Raw genomic sequence first — 16,799 nt, forward strand, 5'->3', positions numbered from 1 at the left:
TTATCACTCCTTTATCTCTAAAAGGACTACATCTCCAGGCGCTGCCTTACAATCTCATAGGCCAGCACGCCTGCCGCAACTGATGCGTTCAGGGAATCAATATCTCCCTTCATGGGAATGGAAGCAACCATATCGCAGTGCTCGCGCACAAGCTTTCCGACCCCCTCCCCTTCATTTCCCACCACAAGTCCGATGGAACCTTTCAGGTTCATCTTATACATAAGTTCTCCGCCCATGTCGGCACAGACAAACCACATACCCTTTTTCTTCAAATCTTCCATGGTAGCCGTCAGATTTGTGACCTTTGCCACCGGCGTGTAGTTTAAGGCTCCTGCCGATGTCTTTGCCACGGTGGCTGTCAGCCCCGCGGCGCGGCGTTTGGGAATAATGACGCCATGGGCCCCTGCCAGGTTGGCCGTACGGATGATGGCTCCCAGATTGTGGGGATCCTCTATGCCGTCCAGCAGTATGAGGAAGGGCGGCTCTCCCTTTTCCTCTGCCGCCTTCAGCATATCTTCCACCTCGGCGTACTCATAGGCCGCAGCATAGGCAATAACACCCTGATGCTTTCCTGTCTCGGATATCTGGTCCAGCCTCTCCCTTGGCACGTAGTTAATGATGGTATCGTATTTCCTGGCTTCCCTCAGGATGGTGCGCACCGGACCGTCCTGACAGCCGTCCAGGACGAACAGCTTGTCGATGGTCCTGCCGGACCGGAATGCCTCCAGCACGGCATTGCGCCCCTCTATGGTCAGTTCTTCGTATCTCATGTCTTATCTCCTTCCGGGTCCGGCATCCTGCCCAGCTTCTCAAGTCCCTGGCTTATCAGATATACCAGCCTGTTGTATTCCTGTCTCAGGAACAGCCACCCTACCAGGGCTTCCATCCCTGTGGCCATGCGGTAATCAATGACAGACGCGTTCTTGGCTGATGTGGCTGATTTTGCGTTGCGTCCCCGCTTGAACACAGCGTGCTCCTCCCGGGTAAGCATGTCCTCAATGGCCTTTATGAGCTCTGCCTGCGTACCGGCCTTTACAAGCTCCGAGCTCTGCCTGTGCATTTTATTTACCTGCATGCTTCCCCGGTTTATCACCTTGGTGCGTATGATGACCTCATACACCGAATCTCCAATATAGGCCAGAACCAGTGGCGAGTAAGAATTCTCATCCACTGGTTCAAGCCTCATGCACTGTCTATAATATGTGAGAAATTCCTGAATGGTTACGCTCTCTTCCACTTTACGCCCTCTCTGGTATCCTCTAATATAATTCCCATATCCAGAAGCTTTCCGCGGATTTCATCCGCCAGCGCAAAGTTCTTCTCTTTCCTGGCCTGCTGTCTGGCTTCAATCATCTCTTCGATCTCGCTGTCCAGCACTTCTTCCTTCTTCTCCGTGATAATGCCCAGTACATCGCAAAGTTCTTCTATCATTGTCTCCATATAAGATACGAATTCCCTGGTACTGGATTCATCTGCCGTGGTATTAGCCAGCTTCACCAGTTCAAATATGGCTGAAATGGCGTCCGCGGTGTTGAAGTCATCGTCCATGGCCTCCTCGTACTTGCCCCGAAGCTTATCTGCCTCTTCCATATTTCCCTGCTCCCCGGCTGTCCTGGGGCCGTCTGATGCCTTTGCCTCCAGGTCCCTTAACTTCTCCACACAGGTCAGTATACGCTCCAGACCATTCTTGGAAGCCTCCATCAGGTCTGCGCTGAAGTTAAGGGGACTGCGGTAATGGGCGCTGAGCATGAAGAAACGCAGCACCTGCAAGTCGTATTTTTCACTGATTTCCCTTACTGTAAAGAAATTCCCCAGGGATTTGGACATTTTCTTATTGTCAATATTCAGGAACCCGTTGTGCATCCAGTATGTTGCAAAGTTCTTGTCGTTGGCGCACTCACTCTGGGCAATCTCGTTCTCATGATGTGGGAATATCAAATCCTCGCCGCCGGCGTGAATATCAATCTGCTCGCCCAGGTAGCGTTTGGACATAACGGAGCACTCAATATGCCAGCCCGGACGTCCGTCGCACCACGGCGACTCCCAGAAAGGTTCTCCTTCCTTCTTAGGCTTCCAGAGCACGAAATCATTGGGGTCTTCCTTGCCCTCCTCGCCGGTGACCTTGATTTCACGGAACCCGGACTGAAGCTCATCCAGGTTCTTATGGGACAGCTTTCCGTATTCCTTAAAAGAACCGGTCCTGAAGTACACGGTCCCGTCCCCTGCCACATAGGCGTGATTTTTGTCGATAAGGGTCTGTATCATCTCCAGCATGCCGCAGATTTCCTGGGTTGCCTGGGGATGGACGGTAGCAGGCTTTACATTCATGGCTGCCATGTCCTTTTTGCACTCCTCAATGTACCGGCGTGACACTGTATCCGCGTCCACACCCTCCTCGATTGCCTTTTTGATGATTTTGTCATCCACATCCGTGAAGTTGGACACGTAGCGCACGTCGTACCCCTTATACTCAAAATACCTGCGAACCGTGTCAAATACAATCATGGGCCTGGCGTTTCCTATATGGATGAAATTATACACCGTGGGGCCGCAGACGTACATCTTGACCTCTCCCGGGGTCAGGGGAACAAATTCCTCTTTTCTTCTGCTCAGTGTGTTAAATATCTTCATACTCTTATTCTCCTCAAATGAATCTCCTGCGGCATGTCTGGAGCATGCCAGGTCAGCTGTGTCAGAATGTGTTTTATCCTGTTTTATTCTTCATTCGCCCGGCTGCAGCCAGGGCAGCCTCCACAGCCGCCTTCCATTATCTTACTATCATAGCAGTAATCTGCTGTTTCCGTCAATAAGGTAATTGCCTGAGAAGAGATTCCTTCCCCGGTTCCCGTAAATCCAAGTCCTTCCTCTGTAGTGGCCTTGACGCTTACCCTGGACACATCCAGGCGGAGGGCGTCTGCTATGTTAGCCGCCATCCGGGGCCTGTATGGGGCCAGCTTGGGACGCTGGGCTATGATGGTGGCGTCTATATTCTCAACCACGTAGCCTTTCCCGTCCAGAAGTTCTCCTACCTTCCTTAACAGTTCTATGCTGGAAATACCTTTATATGCCGGGTCCGTGTCCGGGAAATGCTGTCCGATGTCTCCCAGGGCAGCAGCCCCCAACAGGGCATCCATCACCGCGTGGACCAGAACATCCGCGTCGGAATGGCCCAGAAGGCCCTTTTCATATGGGATATTGACGCCGCCTAAGATTAGATCGCGGCCTTGTACTAATTTGTGAACATCGTATCCTTGTCCGATTCTCATAGTGTCTCCTTCCGTGTTCATCGCGATACCGTTACCCCCGCCATGCACACCGTGATTATGTTACTCCGCCATGTGCACCGTGATTACATTACTCCGCCATGCACACCGTGATTGCGCTGCGCTCCATCACGGTGTCGGGCTTCGCCCTATAAAATAAGCCATAAGGAAATCTTCTTTTGTGCGAGCACAACGAAGATTTCCTTCTGTCTTATTTTGCATGGCTCATTGCCTGCGTCATATCATCATCCTTACCTTCCTGGCTATGCAGCTGGCTTGTATGTCTGTCTGGAAGCCGCAGCTCTCGCCGTCTGCATGGACGGGCAGCGCTGCTTCTGTGTGGATGGATACTTCCCTGCATTCGTAGGTTCTGACACCTTTGGGCCGCCGCCTTCCTATGAGGGCTGACAGCAGAACGGGTATCAGCTTTATCCTGGTGCTGTGGCTCATGACGCAGATGTTTAATTTTCCGTCGCTTCCGTCTGCCCTGGGGGCAAAGAGGAAGCCGCCGCCCTCTGAGGGCTGTATGTGACAGGATATGAAAAGAATGTTGTTGAACTCTACCTTTTTTATCCCGTCCAATAAAATATATCCTTTGCTGGATTTACATTTAAAAAACTGGTGTATGCCTATGAGTATATAAGAAAGTTTCCCCATACCGAAACGATTTAAACGCTGACGGCATCTGGAAGACAGGGCATCCTGACAGACGGCCGCATCAAATCCGATTCCGGCGCTGACCAGGAACCGTCGGTGGGATACCTCCTGATTTCCATAGGTAAGGACTCCGTAATCAATCATGGTGAAATGCCGGGGGGCCAGCTGTTTCTTAAGACACTTTATGGTGCGTCCGGGCATGCGGAGACTCCTGGCCAGGTCGCTGCCGGAACCGGCCGGGATATAACCCAGACTTAAAGGCCCATGGAAAGACACACCGTCCAGAACCTCGTTCATGGTCCCCTCCCCGCCCACGGCGATGATATATCTGGGCTCACCATGACTGTCTGTCAGCCGCCTTGCCGCGGTTCTTGCGTCCCCAATGCCTTCTGTCAGGAAAACTTCGTATTCAATATTATGACTGTCCATATAACGGGCTATGGCTTTCCAGATTCTGAGACCCTTGCCGGAGCCTGCTTTGGGATTTACAATGAAGTTATACATGAAGGATTCAGGTCGTCCTTTCTAATATTTTACTCTGCCTTAAATTATAGCATAATACCCTATAAAACACTAAGAAAATTTCTATAAAAAAAGTTGTAAAAAAAGTCTTGACAATTACCACAATTTATCATATACTGTACAGGCAGTCGCGAGTGAGACACAAACGGCGGCAGGGTACGGGGTCTTAGCTCAGCTGGGAGAGCATCTGCCTTACAAGCAGAGGGTCACAGGTTCGAGCCCTGTAGGCCCCACTATCTACCAAACTTAATATGGCGGAATAGCTCAGTTGGCTAGAGCACACGGTTCATACCCGTGGTGTCGAGAGTTCAAATCTCCCTTCCGCTACTCGAGAAGCTTTGGATTGTCAAAGCTTCTTTTATTTTGTCGCCGGGTTTTGCCCGCCAGGGCGTTTTACCCGTCTGAAATCTGTCAGGGAGGACATGAGCATCATGGAAAAGGAACAAATTTTTCAGAGAAACGCGGGATTTTTCGCATTTTTTCTAAGCGGCATATGTGCTATCAGCAGCGGTGTGGTCGTAAGCATTCTGCAGGAAATCTACGGCTTTGCATATGGCATGACAGGGACACTGCTGTCCCTTATGAGCATAGGCAATCTGCTGGCCGGCTTTGCCTCAGGCATGCTGCCCGCAAAAATCGGCACCAAGAAAACAGTGGTGCTCCTGACAGCAGGCTATGGGGCCGGATATCTGATCATGGGTTTTTCCGGATGGATGCTGGTTCTCATGCTGGGATTTTTCATGGTCGGCGTTGCTAAAGGAAGCACCATCAATACCTGTACCATACTGGTGGCCGATAACTCCGGCGATCGTACAAAGGGCATGAACATCATGCACGGCTGCTACGCCCTGGGCGCGCTTTTGTGTCCATTCTTCATCGCCGCCGCCATGAAGGCAGGAAATACCGTCCCCATGCTGGTGTTAGCAGCCTGCGGTTTCCTGCTGTGGCTGACCTTCTGTGTGACTCCCGCCGAAACAAAGGCCATGAAAAAGGACAGGAATATAAATAAAAGCTTCCTTAAAAGCAGAAAATTCTGGATGCTCACCGGTCTTCTGTTCTGCCAGAACGCGGCGGAAACCAGCGTAACCGGCTGGATGGTTACATATTTTAAGGGAAACGGCATCATATCAGGATCTCTCAGCCCCTACACCGTAACCGTGATGTGGGGAGCCACGCTGATTGCCCGCCTGCTCATAGCATTTGTAATCCCTATCAAAAACAGCTATTCCGCCATGATTAAAATGGGCATTGGCTGCATCATCTTCTACATGGGCCTGATGATGGCCAGTACCCAGACCACTGCCATTCTCCTGCTGTTCGCCTTTGCCTTTGCCATGGCCGGCATGAATCCCACTGCCGTGGCCAGCGCGGGCCGTATGACCAGCGCGGCCAGCATGGGAATTATGCTTCCGGCTGCCAGCAGCGGCGCCATCATCATGCCCTGGATAATCGGCATGGTGTCTGAATATGCTGGCATTGAAATCGGAATGGCTTCCAATATCATTCCCTGCGCAGGCATGCTGTTATTCAGTGTAGCTGTAAAACGGTTGAAAGAATAGGAGCTGTAAATCCATGCTCCGCGATAAGGACATACGGGAGCCTCTCTTTGATTTCCTGGAGGAAATGTACGGAAAAATACGTATTCTGGAAGAAAAACAGATAGGAAAATCCAGAGCGGATATCGTCATGGTCCTGCCGGAGCTGGCCCATATCCAGGAACTGAATGAAATGCCAAATATAAGGAAAAGAGCAAACAATTCGTCATTGATAAAATCGCAGAAAGGATACCTGAGGATACACTCTCAAAGCAGATAAGCGATGCCCTAGAACTCCGGGATTCCGTCCAGGATATTTTCAAAGATGTTATGTGACTTACATCGGAGAGAAAGACGGTGTGGATTTCCAGCATCTGTATATCGACGGCTCAAAATTTGAGGCAAACGCGAACAAATACACATGGGTGTGGAAAAGGCGACAGAGAAATCCAGATATCGGCTTTTTGCAAAGATTACAGACCTGTTGACCGATATGAACGAAACCCTGTCATATACAGGGCTGAAAATCGAGACAAACACCGAGTATACGCCAGCCGGTCTGGAGGCCATTTTGTCTAAATACGCCTTCTTCTGCCATATATGAGAAGAAATTCATTTCCGGACGGGGACACAGAAAGAGCCAGGAGCAGCGTTATTATGAGAAACTGAAGGAATACAGCGATAAACTTTTCATTTTGCGTATAGGAAGCCGGTAAAGGGGAACCGGTATGGGCGGCAGGAAGAGTACTACACATGTGAAGACTGCGGAGGTTGTCCATATGCGGAAAAATGTAAAAAGACAGACAAAAACCGGACAGTCAGGATCAATGAGGAATTAAGTTCCATGCATAAAGAGTAACCTTGAGAGCATACAGGGAGCCCTGCTGCGGATGAACCATTCCATCCAGGCGGAGTATTAAAGGAGCGTGAGAAAAGGACTGAACTCGGCGAAATTGGAGCTTTTCTGGTTTCTATCGGGCATAATCTCTATAAATTTCACAACAAACAGATGAGACTCCAGAAGGCTGCTTAAGAGTGAAAAGGTGCAGATTTTATGGGGAAAGAGGTATTATACACGTTTAAGAGTCAGATGCAGGTAAAGTGACGGCATAAACAGGGGGGGCTGTGGAAAGTGGAGCATTTCAACTCCACTTTTTTCACAGCCCCTTTTTTCCGGACTTTTAATTTCTAATTTTGCCTGCATGATTCAACCTGCTTCATTAAATCCACAGCCCTTTTTCTGATTCCTTCCGCATCCAAGCCATAGTATTCAAATACCTGGCCGGAGGTGCCTGAGATAACCGGCTCATCGGGAAGAGCCAGATGCACCACTGTTCTGGGACACTCTTCGCCTATTGCCTGACTGACCATGGCTCCCAGCCCCCCGAAGGGCGAGTGTTCTTCAACCGTCATGACCGCCTTTACCCCTGACGCCTTTTCCACCAATGTTTTTCTGTCCATAGGCTTAAGGCAGTACATGTCAAGCACGGCTGCTTCTATCCCATCCCCGCGAAGCATACGGGCCGCATCCAGTACAGGACGCACCATCTCACCGCAGGCCACAAGCAGTACATCGCTTCCGTCCATCAAAGTTACCGCCTGGTCCATGACAAAGGGGCCCCCTCCATCTTCATACACATCCTCCACCGGATTTCGTCCCACCCTCAGATAAGCCGGTCTGTCATCCTTTACCAGCGCCTCCATCAGGCACCGGGTTTCATGCCTGTCGCAGGGCAGATAAACCCTCATGTTGGGAATGGCCGATAAAGCGGCTATATCCTGTGCAGAATGGTGGCTCATTCCCAGGGCGCCATAGCTGATTCCCCCGCTGATACCAATCAAGGTTACATTTGTGTCCGAATATGCCACATCCACCTTAATCTGCTCATAACTCCTGGCGGAAATAAAGCTTGCCGGAGAGGCCGCAAATACCCGTTTCCCACACTTTGCCAGCCCTGCCGCTATGCTGACCAGATTCTGCTCAGCTATCCCGGTCTCCACAAACTGATTCGGATACTCCCTGGCAAAATTTGTCAGGGATGCACTGCCCCGCGAATCGCTACACAATACCACAATGTCCTTGTCTGTCTCTGCCTGCTCCATCAGCACCTCACAGATAACCTGTCTGTTTGCTGTTTTATTCATGCAGCGCCTCCTCCTTCCTCTCCTCCAGGTCCTTTATAATTTGTTCGTATTCTTCACGGCTTGGCACCTTATGATGCCATTCAGCCTTATTCTCCATGAGCGCTGAACCATACCCCTTGACCGTGTCTGCAATCACAACAGACGGCTTCCCCTTCACCGACTTTGCCTCCCTGAATGCACGATCCAGACTGTCAATGTCATTTCCATCCGCCTGAATGGCATGCCATCCAAAGCTTTCCCAGCGCTCCTTCTGACACTCCTGTCTCATTACTACTTCTGTATTCCCGGAAATCTGGAGATGATTTCTGTCCACCACCGCGCACAGGTTATCCAGTCCATAATGTCCGGCTGCCATAGCGCCCTCCCAGACGCTTCCCTCAGCAAGTTCCCCGTCACCCATTACCGTATACACCCGGTAGCTTCTCCCATCCATTCTGCCTGCCAGGGCCATGCCCACGCAGACCGGAAGTCCGTGGCCCAGGGAACCGGAATTCATCTCAATTCCGGGCAGTTTATTATTGGGATGTCCGATATACTTGGAACCAAATTTCGAGAAATTAGCTCTTACATCCTTTATATCCAGAAACCCCTTGGCGGCAAGGACTGCATAATAGGCTTCCATTGAATGGCCTTTGCTGAGCACAAAGCGGTCCCGTTCAGGAGAGTCCATGTTATCCGGGCTGATATTCATATGTTTAAAGTATAATGCCACCAGGATATCCATAACGCTCATGTCTCCGCCAATGTGTCCGGTCCCTGCTTCCATAATCATATTGACTGCATCTTTTCTTAATTCAAATGACAATGCCTTTAAATGTTCCATCCATCTTCCCCCTTGATACACCAATGCATTCCGAAAGATTCATATCCACAGTCCTCCCATGGAAGGTCACCTGCGCTATTCCGCAGTTATCCAATTTTGTATCCCAAAACTTTCTGACCAGCCTGCCAAGCATTGTATTCAAAATACCACATATAATGGCTCCATGGGCCGTAATCAGCACATTGCGGTACTTCTTTTCCATGGGGACCAGTAACTTCTCCACCACCGTGGCTGCCCGGTTCATGATATCCTCAAAGCTCTCAGCTCCAATATCCGGCCTGTAAGTCTCCGGAGCATCCTCATATCTATAGATAGGTGCTACCAAATCGTGATATCCATGGTCCTGATAAGTGCCTTTCGACAGTCCATACCCCTGTTCTATCAGCAGCGATTCATCTATGATTGGTATACGCCTCTGTCCCAGTATAATCCGGGCCGTCTCCACGGCCCTGTCCAGCGGACTGGTATAACATACCTCCCGCGGCACGTCCCTTAATTTACGGGCGGCAGCCCGCGCCTGTTCTCTCCCACGCTCATTTAACGGAATATTTACCTGCCCCTGCATTCTCCGTTCTACATTCCAGTATGTCTCCCCATGCCTTACAAAATAAATGTCACAGCTCATCTGCTCTCCTTTATTCCCAACTGCCCCCAAAAGCTTTTACTCTGATATCAGGTGGGGCTTTCCCTGCTGTATTTCCATATATATATCCCCTTCATGGACCTGCATGCCAGTGTCGAACGCATCTGCAACCCACTCCTTATCCTGCTGGTCCACAATAAAATAGCGTACCTTTTCCCCCAGAAACATGGAATGCCTCACCCTGCCCTTTATGTAAATGCATCCCTCATTCTCAGGCTTTATGACAAGACGGATGGACTCCGGACGGATGCTGACCGTGATATTCTGTTTTTCCCTGCAGCTTTCATCTGCCTCTATCTTCTGTCCGCAGTAGGTCAGCACTGCGTGATGGCCGGTATCCTCGTTCATGCCCTCAATGAAATTGGCCACTCCTATGAAATCTGCCACGAATTTGGTTTTTGGCTTGAAATAAATCTCCCTGGGCTCTCCATACTGCTGGATATTGCCGTGCTCCAGAACTAGTATCTTATCAGACATGGACAGCGCCTCCTGCTGGTCGTGGGTAACATATATCATTGTAATCCCCAGTTTTCTCTGAATCAGGCGGAGCTCCACCCGCACGGACTCCCTTAACTTTGCATCCAGATTAGAAAGCGGCTCATCCAGCAGCAGCAGGTCAGCGCTGTTTACCAGAGCTCTTGCAATCGCCACCCTTTGCTGCTGTCCCCCGGACATCTGGTTGGGGTATCTTTTCTCTAATCCTGTAAGATTTACCAGTTCCAGCACCTCTTTAACCTTACGGCTGATTTCCTCTTTGGGGATTTTCTGGTTCTTAAGCCCGTATGATACATTTTCCTCCACTGTCATATGCGGGAACAGCGCATACTCCTGGAACACCATGGGAGTGTTCCTCTTCTGCGGAGGCAGTCTCTCAATGCTCCGCCCGTTTAAGATGATGCTACCCCCATCCAGATGGTAGAAACCGGCAATCATTCTTAACAGGGTGGTTTTTCCGCATCCGGACGGGCCCAGGAAGGTGATGAACTTCCCTCTTTCTATATCCAGGGAAATATGATTAATAATCACGTTTTTCCCAAACACCTTTACTATATCCTTCATTTGTAATAAAACATCCTTTTCACTCATGATGCGTCTCCTCTCTGTTCTATAGGTCAAATATGTTGATTTTATCACGAAGCAAAAGCTTCGCTATGCCAAAGGTCAGCAGAATAATCAGCATCATGCCAAGGGCTGTTGCTGCAGCATCTCCATAAGCCCCCCAGTCAGCCAGATTCAGAATGGTATTGGATGCCACATTCCACTTTGCGGAAACAAGGAATATGACTGTACTCAGGGTGTTCATACATTTCATAAAACTGTATACAAGGCAGATAGACATTGGATTCTTAAGCATGGGCATGACAATGGTCCTGAATGTTTTTACACTGGAACTGCCCAGATTGGCTGCTGCCTCCTCAATGGACTTGTCAATCTGTTTAAATCCGGCCACAGCATTCCGGTACCCTACCGGTATCTGGCGGATTACCATACCTATAACGATGATTGCGCCGGTTCCTGTCAGCATCAACGGCTTCTTATTGAATACAATAATCAGCGATATACCGATAAATGTTCCCGGCAGGGATGCCGGAAGCATTGCAAGAAAATCAGCGGTCTGACGCCCCGGAAACCGTTTCCTGGTGACCAGATAACCCAGAAGTATGCCCAGGCAGGCAGTTGCAATCGCAGCCACAACAGACAATTTCCAGCTGTTTGCCATGGTCTTTGAATTCAGTACATTGCTGTAAAAATGACTGAATGTAAAGGTATTGTCCACGCCAAGTGTTTCCGTAAAGGAGAATCCCACCACCCCCCCAATCAGGATACAGATAATCAGGCACACAAAGGAGCATACGGAAAACAGGAACACTTTGACCGGCATTGAAACAAACTCTCTTGTAAGGCCTCCTGTGGGCTTTCCGGTTACCGTTACATATGATTTCCGGTCCAGATAAAACTTCTGGATAAAAAACATGAGCAGGGAGGGAACCACAAGAAACAGGCTTAAGGCTGCTGCTAGAGGCATATCATAATTTCCGGTCACTGTGGTATAGGCCAATGTGGCCAATGTATTATAGTTTCCTCCTATAAGTTTGGGATTTCCAAAATCCGCCAGTGTATTGATGAATACCAGCAGGTATGCGCTGGCTATTCCAGGAGTTGCCAGGGGAACCGTCACCGTGCAGAACAGCCTGAATCCCGACGCTCCCAGGTTCTGTGCCGACAGCTCCACATTGGGGCTGATGGCCCTTAACACGCCGGAAATGGTAATATAGGCCAAAGGAAAAAAGGCAAGGCTCTGTACAATCCACAGACCGAACCACCCATAGGGGTCAGTGATCAGCCCCAGAAGCCTGTATGTTATGACACCCCGGCGACCAAACAGCAGCAGGAACGCAAGGCCTGTCATAACGGACGGCGCCATATTGGGCAGAAGGGCTATGACACGGAACACCCTGCTTCCGGGCAGCCTGGCGTAATTCATGGCATAGGCGAAAATAAACCCGATTACTATGGCAGTCGTGGTAGCCAGTACAGAAGAAACCATAGTATGCCGGAAGGCAGTCATTACCTTGGATGAGGTAAATGCCTTTGTCCAGTCCTCTGCCCCGGGCAGTAATGCCAGCTTTAAGAATGGATATACAATAAACAGAATAAAGACAAGGAAAATAAGTAATACAAAAAGTGTCAGTCCTGGGTCTGCTATCATATCCTTCATGTCTGTCAGCAGTCCCTTTTTTTCACGTACCTTTTGTGAACTTTCCATTCATTATCACCTCTTTCATTGAATTTGGTGTATATTTTGGGGGCGCTCCCTTTTCCGTCTGGAAAATATGGAGCGCCCCCATACACAAGTACACAGGTGTGTTCTATGTTACGGCATCATAGCTGCAAATTTATCTACCGTCTCACTCTTTACAGACGCCGCCGCAATCGGGTCATACTCCCGGTTGAAATTCAGTTCTGATAATTTGCTTCCGCCCTCCGGCGCGATACAGTCATCCCTTACAGCCACACAGTTGGCCAGCTCTACCAATGCATCCAGCGCATCCTTTGTTAGACAGAAATCCACAAAGGCCTGAGCAGCCTGATTATCCTCAGAACCTGCCACCATGGAAACCGGAACCATTGTCCATCCGGCTCCCTCGTATACCGTACTTGACATAGGATAGCCTGATGTCTTTACTATCAATTGGTCGGCAAGAAAGTTCACGCAGATAAGATACTCTCCCAGACCGGTCTTTTCAGCCGGTGTATAGCCACTGGAGGTATACTGTCCCACCTGCTCGTTAAACTGTTCCAGGTATTCCCAGCCCTTTTCCTCACCCATGTATTCCAGCACAGAGGAAATAAAGGTATAGCCTGTTCCGGAAGAGGACGGGTCCGGTGTGATGATTTCCCCTTTAAAAGCAGGGTTTATAAGCTCTTCCAGAGTTGTCGGCATCTCAAGTCCGCTGTCTGCGAATTCCTTCTTCCAGCGCTCTGTGTTAACGCCAATGGAAAGCGTTTCAATGTACTGGGATTTCCAGACACCGTTGGGGTCCAGGTACTCAGACGGAATTTCTGCCTCTGTAGAGGACTTATAAGGTACCAGAAGTCCCTGCTGCACCAGATTCTCATGACCGTCCACAGTTCCTCCAAGATATACGTTAACGGATGGATTATCTTTTTCTGCCGTCATCTTAGCAACAGCTTCCCCAGTAGGCATACGCAGATATGACACCTTACATCCGGTCCTCTCTTCAAACATTTCCGCCAGTCTTTTTACCATGTCCTCATGGTAAGAACCCAGAATACTGATTTCCTGACCGGACAGGTCCAGCTGGCCGGCCTCCGCCGGTTCCGCTTCTTCCGACTTCCCATCGCTCTCCGGGGCCTTTGTTGTCTCTTCCTGCTTTACCGTGCTTTCCGCCGTCTTCTGGTTACTGCCGCCGCAGCCTCCCAACAGGGATGCCGTCATTGCTGCTGATACCGCAAGTGCTAATAGATTCCGTTTCATAAGCCACCCTCTCCTTTTACTGTGGATTCTGTGCAAAATCCGCCAAAAATGCCGGCGTGTCCGCCGCAAAGAACATGATACTTCCCACTGTGTTGTCCACATCATATACCTGGCAGAAGCCATTCTCAAACACCACAATGTAAATCTGCGGAATATCCTTCTGGATGTCGGAGGAATATATCTCAATCTGACATACCGCCTCCCCCTTGCTCCGGGCCATTTCGGAAAAGTCTTTGCTTCCTTCCAGCTTCTTACCCTGCATGACAATCTCTTTTAACCGGCTTTTTTCATTTACCGTCAGGTTGGACCGTTCCGACTGTCTGCGCAGCACCACCCTGTTGTAGGAACCTATAAGTTCACCCAGATTGTCGGTGGTATAGAAATGGTCGCAAATCCTGTCTGTCATGGAAGAGACCTGATGCTCCGTGAATTCATTGCCGTACATGATTCCATCCCGCACAATATAACTATCCGCTGTAAAGTAAATACTGGGACTCTCCAGGAAATGGATGACCCCGCTTACGGTCCTCCTCGGGGAACCGGACTTTTTTCCTGCTTCTGTTGTAACAGGAAGCTTGTACAGCATTTCATAATACTCCAGGATTTCTTCAATGGACTCAATTTTAACCGCCCCCCACAAATCGTCGCTTAGGTCCAGTGATATGGGCACGGACCGGTTCATCAGGGTATATACATAATTCTCATCATCAATGGTATGGACCTTGCCATATGGAAGCTGCATATACACCCAGAACATGCATACAGACACAGCTATACAGCATATTGCTACTACATCTGCCCGCGCAGCGCTTTTGTTTTGCATTTTTTGCACATTTTTTTGTTGTGACTTTAGTATATTCTGTAATTTATTCATAATAATTCCCTAATTGTTTCATAAATGTAACTTTGAAAAAGTGACCACAAATTCTGCCCCTGACTCATCCCCATCCCACAGACAGATACTTCCCTTAAGCCGGTCCATAATGGAGGCGCACACTGCAAGCCCCAGGCCGTTTCCACGTCCTGTGCCTCCCTGAACCTGGTAAAAAGGTTTGAATATAAGTTGGGCGTTTTCACGGCTGATGCCGCAGCCATTGTCCCTTATGTGCAGGCTGATGTTTCCTTCAGTACGTTCCTCCCATATATAAATCTCATCACAGCCGCTGTGGTTTATGGCATTATCCAGTATGGTGAGGATTACCTCCTTACACATCTGTCTATCAGTCCTCAGTACAGACCCGCTGCTGCACCGGTTTTCCAGCCGGATGTTCCACCGGTGGAATCTTGGCCTCAGCAGCCTGGCGCATTCCTCTACCACTTCTTCCAGACCAAAGGAGCTGATATGAAGAGGTCCCCAATCCGCCTTGATATGGGATTCCTCCAGCATCATCTCAATGGAATGCAACAGAGTCTCTCCTGCCTCCTCTATAATAAAAGCGTCCTCGCAAACCTCATTGTTATCACTGCGCAGCTGAATCATCTGGGAATACCCGATAATGGAGGTCAGAGGCGTTTTCAACTGATGCGTGGTATTATTAAAAAACTGATGAAGCTGTTCTTTTTGTTCGTCCAAACGTGTTATGTACTCATTCAGCCTCTCGCACATGTGATTAAACGCCTCTCCCAGCTCCTGTATCTCATCATTGCTGTTAAGGACCACCCTTTGGTTCAGGTTCCCCTTCTGGATAGAGGAAACCTTCTGGCGAAGTTCATTCACAGATGCAACCAGCCTGCCAAACAGAAACCACAGAAGAAATGAAAGCGCCACCACCGCAATACCCGACATGGTCAGCAATATGGCTGCAATGGACATCATATCCTTGTATTCCTGTACCATGGGATATATGTAACGAATCACCCCCACTGTTGTGGCCGTATCTGTATGGGTATCGTAAATAGGGCTTGAAAAGGATAAGACCTTTTGGTTATCCACCTTCAGAAAGCTGTATGCTTTCTGGCTGAACGCCTTTTCCACATCCGCGCTGGCAAGTACCCTGACTCCTCTTACATCTGAATCAGACAGCAGTCCTTCCCGGGAATAGATTTGCACCCTGACATCCGCCATCTCCGAGAGATAACCTGCAAAATGGGATGCTATCTTTTTTAAATACCCCTGCCGATCATCTTCAGTGGAGGCCCGGAAATATTTCATGGTATATACCTGCCCCGTATAGCTGCGGCTTGTGAGCCGCTCCACTGCAGACGCATTCAGCTGCCTGGACAATACAATCAGGGATATTATGTTAAACACAACAATAAAAGGGATTATGATGCACAGGTTCATCTTCACCATGCGCACTTTCAGCTTACTCTTTATCTTCTTTTTCTCCACTGTCCGGCACCTCGAACTTATAACCTACTCCGTAAATTGTATGTATGTAATTTCCATAGGGCTCTATCTTAGCCCTCAGCCGCTTAATAAGTATATCCACTGCCCTGGTATTTCCCACATAATCAAACCCCCATATCTCATTGATAAGCTGTTCCCTGGTAAATACATGGGCATAATGCCTGGCCAAAAAATATACTGTATCAAATTCTTTGTAAGTCAGTTCCCTGGTATCTCCTTCAATGAATACCTTCCTCATACCCGGATGAAGCTCCAGGTTTCCATAACAAAGGGTCTTTTGGTTATCCGTCTGACGCATCTGGATATAATTCATACGCCTCCACAAAACCTTTACCTTAAGCACCAGCTCCTTAATATTGAGGGGTTTGGTAATAAAATCATCTGCCCCCAGCTCCAGTCCCAGAATTTTGCTGTATGTCTTGTCCTGGGCCGTGATAAAGATAACCGGCAGCGTCTCATCGTATTCCTGTACTGCCTGCAATACCTCGTAACCATCCATATCCGGCAGCATAATATCAAGGAGCACAATATCCGGGGCCTGGCACTTCACTTTTTGAATCGCTTCCGTGCCGTTGTAGGCGCCTATGGTATCATATCCTTCCATCTCAAAGCTGCGCCGTATGAGTTTCACAATATCTTTTTCATCATCGACAACTAAAACCTTCATCCTGTCATTCCCTCCCTGGTCTTGTTAATTGCTTTCCTCTGCCTGAACTGTTACTGCTTCTCTCATTATAATCTACTTTACTGAAAAAAGTATAGCGTGTTATATAGTGTTGTATACAGTGCCCCCACCTCTTACATTTTCCGAAGATATCCATTACTATATTATTTATTGGAAAATTTAACCACACAAGAGGA

General features: G+C 49.0%; 16 protein-coding genes, 2 tRNA genes and 2 pseudogenes. 6 read left to right on the forward strand and 14 right to left on the reverse strand.

All coding sequences use genetic code 11. The features are described from left to right. Positions 1-26: 26 nt before the first annotated feature. The 5 genes from rlmB to LA360_RS12865 form a co-directional block, all read right to left on the reverse strand. Positions 27-770, reverse strand: coding sequence for a 23S rRNA (guanosine(2251)-2'-O)-methyltransferase RlmB (rlmB, locus tag LA360_RS12845; protein ID WP_002586323.1), 744 nt, complete (start codon positions 768-770; stop codon positions 27-29). Further along, complete coding sequence (locus tag LA360_RS12850; RefSeq protein WP_022200680.1) at positions 767-1,237, reverse strand: Mini-ribonuclease 3; 471 nt, start codon at positions 1,235-1,237, stop codon at positions 767-769. The genes rlmB and LA360_RS12850 overlap by 4 nt, the downstream gene beginning before the upstream one ends. Continuing rightward, positions 1,222-2,631 (reverse strand): cysteine--tRNA ligase, encoded by a 1,410-nt coding sequence (gene cysS, locus LA360_RS12855; RefSeq protein ID WP_022200679.1) that lies wholly within the window; start codon positions 2,629-2,631, stop codon positions 1,222-1,224. Before cysS ends, LA360_RS12850 begins: the two co-directional genes overlap by 16 nt. Positions 2,632-2,714: 83 nt before the next feature. Beyond that, positions 2,715-3,266, reverse strand: coding sequence for a 2-C-methyl-D-erythritol 2,4-cyclodiphosphate synthase (gene ispF / locus LA360_RS12860; RefSeq protein WP_022200678.1), 552 nt, complete (start codon positions 3,264-3,266; stop codon positions 2,715-2,717). A gap of 234 nt (positions 3,267-3,500) precedes the next feature. Then, complete coding sequence (locus tag LA360_RS12865) at positions 3,501-4,424, reverse strand: diacylglycerol/lipid kinase family protein (protein WP_022200677.1); 924 nt, start codon at positions 4,422-4,424, stop codon at positions 3,501-3,503. 178 nt (positions 4,425-4,602) lie between these two features. Here LA360_RS12865 and LA360_RS12870 point away from each other — a divergent pair. From LA360_RS12870 to LA360_RS32130, 6 genes and pseudogenes are all read left to right on the forward strand, one after another. Further along, positions 4,603-4,675, forward strand: a tRNA-Val gene (locus LA360_RS12870). 20 nt (positions 4,676-4,695) lie between these two features. Beyond that, positions 4,696-4,769 (forward strand) — tRNA-Met (locus LA360_RS12875). Between the two features lie 104 nt (positions 4,770-4,873). Further along, on the forward strand, positions 4,874-6,001 hold the full coding sequence (locus LA360_RS12880) for an MFS transporter (RefSeq protein ID WP_112482238.1): 1,128 nt from the start codon (positions 4,874-4,876) through the stop codon (positions 5,999-6,001). Between the two features lie 13 nt (positions 6,002-6,014). Then, positions 6,015-6,313, forward strand: a pseudogene (locus LA360_RS12885) (hypothetical protein). Positions 6,314-6,398: 85 nt separating this feature from the next. Then, positions 6,399-6,581, forward strand: a complete 183-nt coding sequence (locus tag LA360_RS12890; RefSeq protein WP_057573052.1) for a hypothetical protein — start codon at positions 6,399-6,401, stop codon at positions 6,579-6,581. 84 nt (positions 6,582-6,665) lie between these two features. Then, positions 6,666-7,010, forward strand: a pseudogene (locus tag LA360_RS32130) (transposase); the annotation flags it as partial. Positions 7,011-7,165: 155 nt separating this feature from the next. Here the strand turns inward: LA360_RS32130 and LA360_RS12900 are convergent. The 9 genes from LA360_RS12900 to LA360_RS12940 form a co-directional block, all read right to left on the reverse strand. Continuing rightward, positions 7,166-8,122 (reverse strand): transketolase family protein, encoded by a 957-nt coding sequence (locus tag LA360_RS12900; RefSeq protein WP_057573043.1) that lies wholly within the window; start codon positions 8,120-8,122, stop codon positions 7,166-7,168. Then, positions 8,115-8,945, reverse strand: a complete 831-nt coding sequence (locus LA360_RS12905) for a transketolase (RefSeq protein WP_057573044.1) — start codon at positions 8,943-8,945, stop codon at positions 8,115-8,117. Before LA360_RS12905 ends, LA360_RS12900 begins: the two co-directional genes overlap by 8 nt. Further along, positions 8,917-9,570 (reverse strand): histidine phosphatase family protein, encoded by a 654-nt coding sequence (locus LA360_RS12910; protein WP_112482055.1) that lies wholly within the window; start codon positions 9,568-9,570, stop codon positions 8,917-8,919. Before LA360_RS12910 ends, LA360_RS12905 begins: the two co-directional genes overlap by 29 nt. A gap of 36 nt (positions 9,571-9,606) precedes the next feature. Beyond that, positions 9,607-10,674, reverse strand: coding sequence for an ABC transporter ATP-binding protein (locus LA360_RS12915; protein ID WP_057573046.1), 1,068 nt, complete (start codon positions 10,672-10,674; stop codon positions 9,607-9,609). 19 nt (positions 10,675-10,693) lie between these two features. After that, entirely contained in the window at positions 10,694-12,355 is a 1,662-nt protein-coding gene (locus LA360_RS12920; RefSeq protein ID WP_057573047.1) for an ABC transporter permease, read from the reverse strand. Positions 12,356-12,463: 108 nt separating this feature from the next. Further along, complete coding sequence (locus LA360_RS12925) at positions 12,464-13,588, reverse strand: ABC transporter substrate-binding protein (protein ID WP_057573048.1); 1,125 nt, start codon at positions 13,586-13,588, stop codon at positions 12,464-12,466. A gap of 16 nt (positions 13,589-13,604) precedes the next feature. Further along, positions 13,605-14,357: a DUF3919 family protein gene (locus LA360_RS12930; RefSeq protein WP_160116334.1), complete on the reverse strand. Its 753-nt coding sequence runs from the start codon at positions 14,355-14,357 to the stop codon at positions 13,605-13,607. 123 nt (positions 14,358-14,480) lie between these two features. Further along, positions 14,481-15,920 carry a HAMP domain-containing sensor histidine kinase gene (locus LA360_RS30005; RefSeq protein ID WP_057573050.1) on the reverse strand — a complete coding sequence of 480 codons (1,440 nt, stop codon included), beginning with the start codon at positions 15,918-15,920 and terminating at the stop codon, positions 14,481-14,483. Continuing rightward, positions 15,895-16,605 (reverse strand): response regulator transcription factor, encoded by a 711-nt coding sequence (locus tag LA360_RS12940; RefSeq protein WP_057573051.1) that lies wholly within the window; start codon positions 16,603-16,605, stop codon positions 15,895-15,897. The genes LA360_RS30005 and LA360_RS12940 overlap by 26 nt, the downstream gene beginning before the upstream one ends. Between the last annotated feature and the right edge of the window lie 194 nt (positions 16,606-16,799).

It is taken from the genome of Enterocloster clostridioformis (assembly GCF_020297485.1).
In the GTDB taxonomy this organism is placed as follows: Bacteria; Bacillota; Clostridia; order Lachnospirales; family Lachnospiraceae; genus Enterocloster; species Enterocloster clostridioformis.

Coding starts and splice junctions, on each gene's coding strand:
- rlmB (WP_002586323.1), bottom strand. CDS start 770: ATGAGATACGAAGAACTGACCATAGAGGGGCGCAATGCCGTGCTGGAG.
- cysS (WP_022200679.1), bottom strand. CDS start 2,631: ATGAAGATATTTAACACACTGAGCAGAAGAAAAGAGGAATTTGTTCCC.
- ispF (WP_022200678.1), bottom strand. CDS start 3,266: ATGAGAATCGGACAAGGATACGATGTTCACAAATTAGTACAAGGCCGC.
- LA360_RS12865 (WP_022200677.1), bottom strand. CDS start 4,424: ATGTATAACTTCATTGTAAATCCCAAAGCAGGCTCCGGCAAGGGTCTC.
- LA360_RS12880 (WP_112482238.1), top strand. CDS start 4,874: ATGGAAAAGGAACAAATTTTTCAGAGAAACGCGGGATTTTTCGCATTT.
- LA360_RS12890 (WP_057573052.1), top strand. CDS start 6,399: ATGGGTGTGGAAAAGGCGACAGAGAAATCCAGATATCGGCTTTTTGCA.
- LA360_RS12900 (WP_057573043.1), bottom strand. CDS start 8,122: ATGAATAAAACAGCAAACAGACAGGTTATCTGTGAGGTGCTGATGGAG.
- LA360_RS12905 (WP_057573044.1), bottom strand. CDS start 8,945: ATGGAACATTTAAAGGCATTGTCATTTGAATTAAGAAAAGATGCAGTC.
- LA360_RS12910 (WP_112482055.1), bottom strand. CDS start 9,570: ATGAGCTGTGACATTTATTTTGTAAGGCATGGGGAGACATACTGGAAT.
- LA360_RS12915 (WP_057573046.1), bottom strand. CDS start 10,674: ATGAGTGAAAAGGATGTTTTATTACAAATGAAGGATATAGTAAAGGTG.
- LA360_RS12920 (WP_057573047.1), bottom strand. CDS start 12,355: ATGGAAAGTTCACAAAAGGTACGTGAAAAAAAGGGACTGCTGACAGAC.
- LA360_RS12925 (WP_057573048.1), bottom strand. CDS start 13,588: ATGAAACGGAATCTATTAGCACTTGCGGTATCAGCAGCAATGACGGCA.
- LA360_RS12940 (WP_057573051.1), bottom strand. CDS start 16,605: ATGAAGGTTTTAGTTGTCGATGATGAAAAAGATATTGTGAAACTCATA.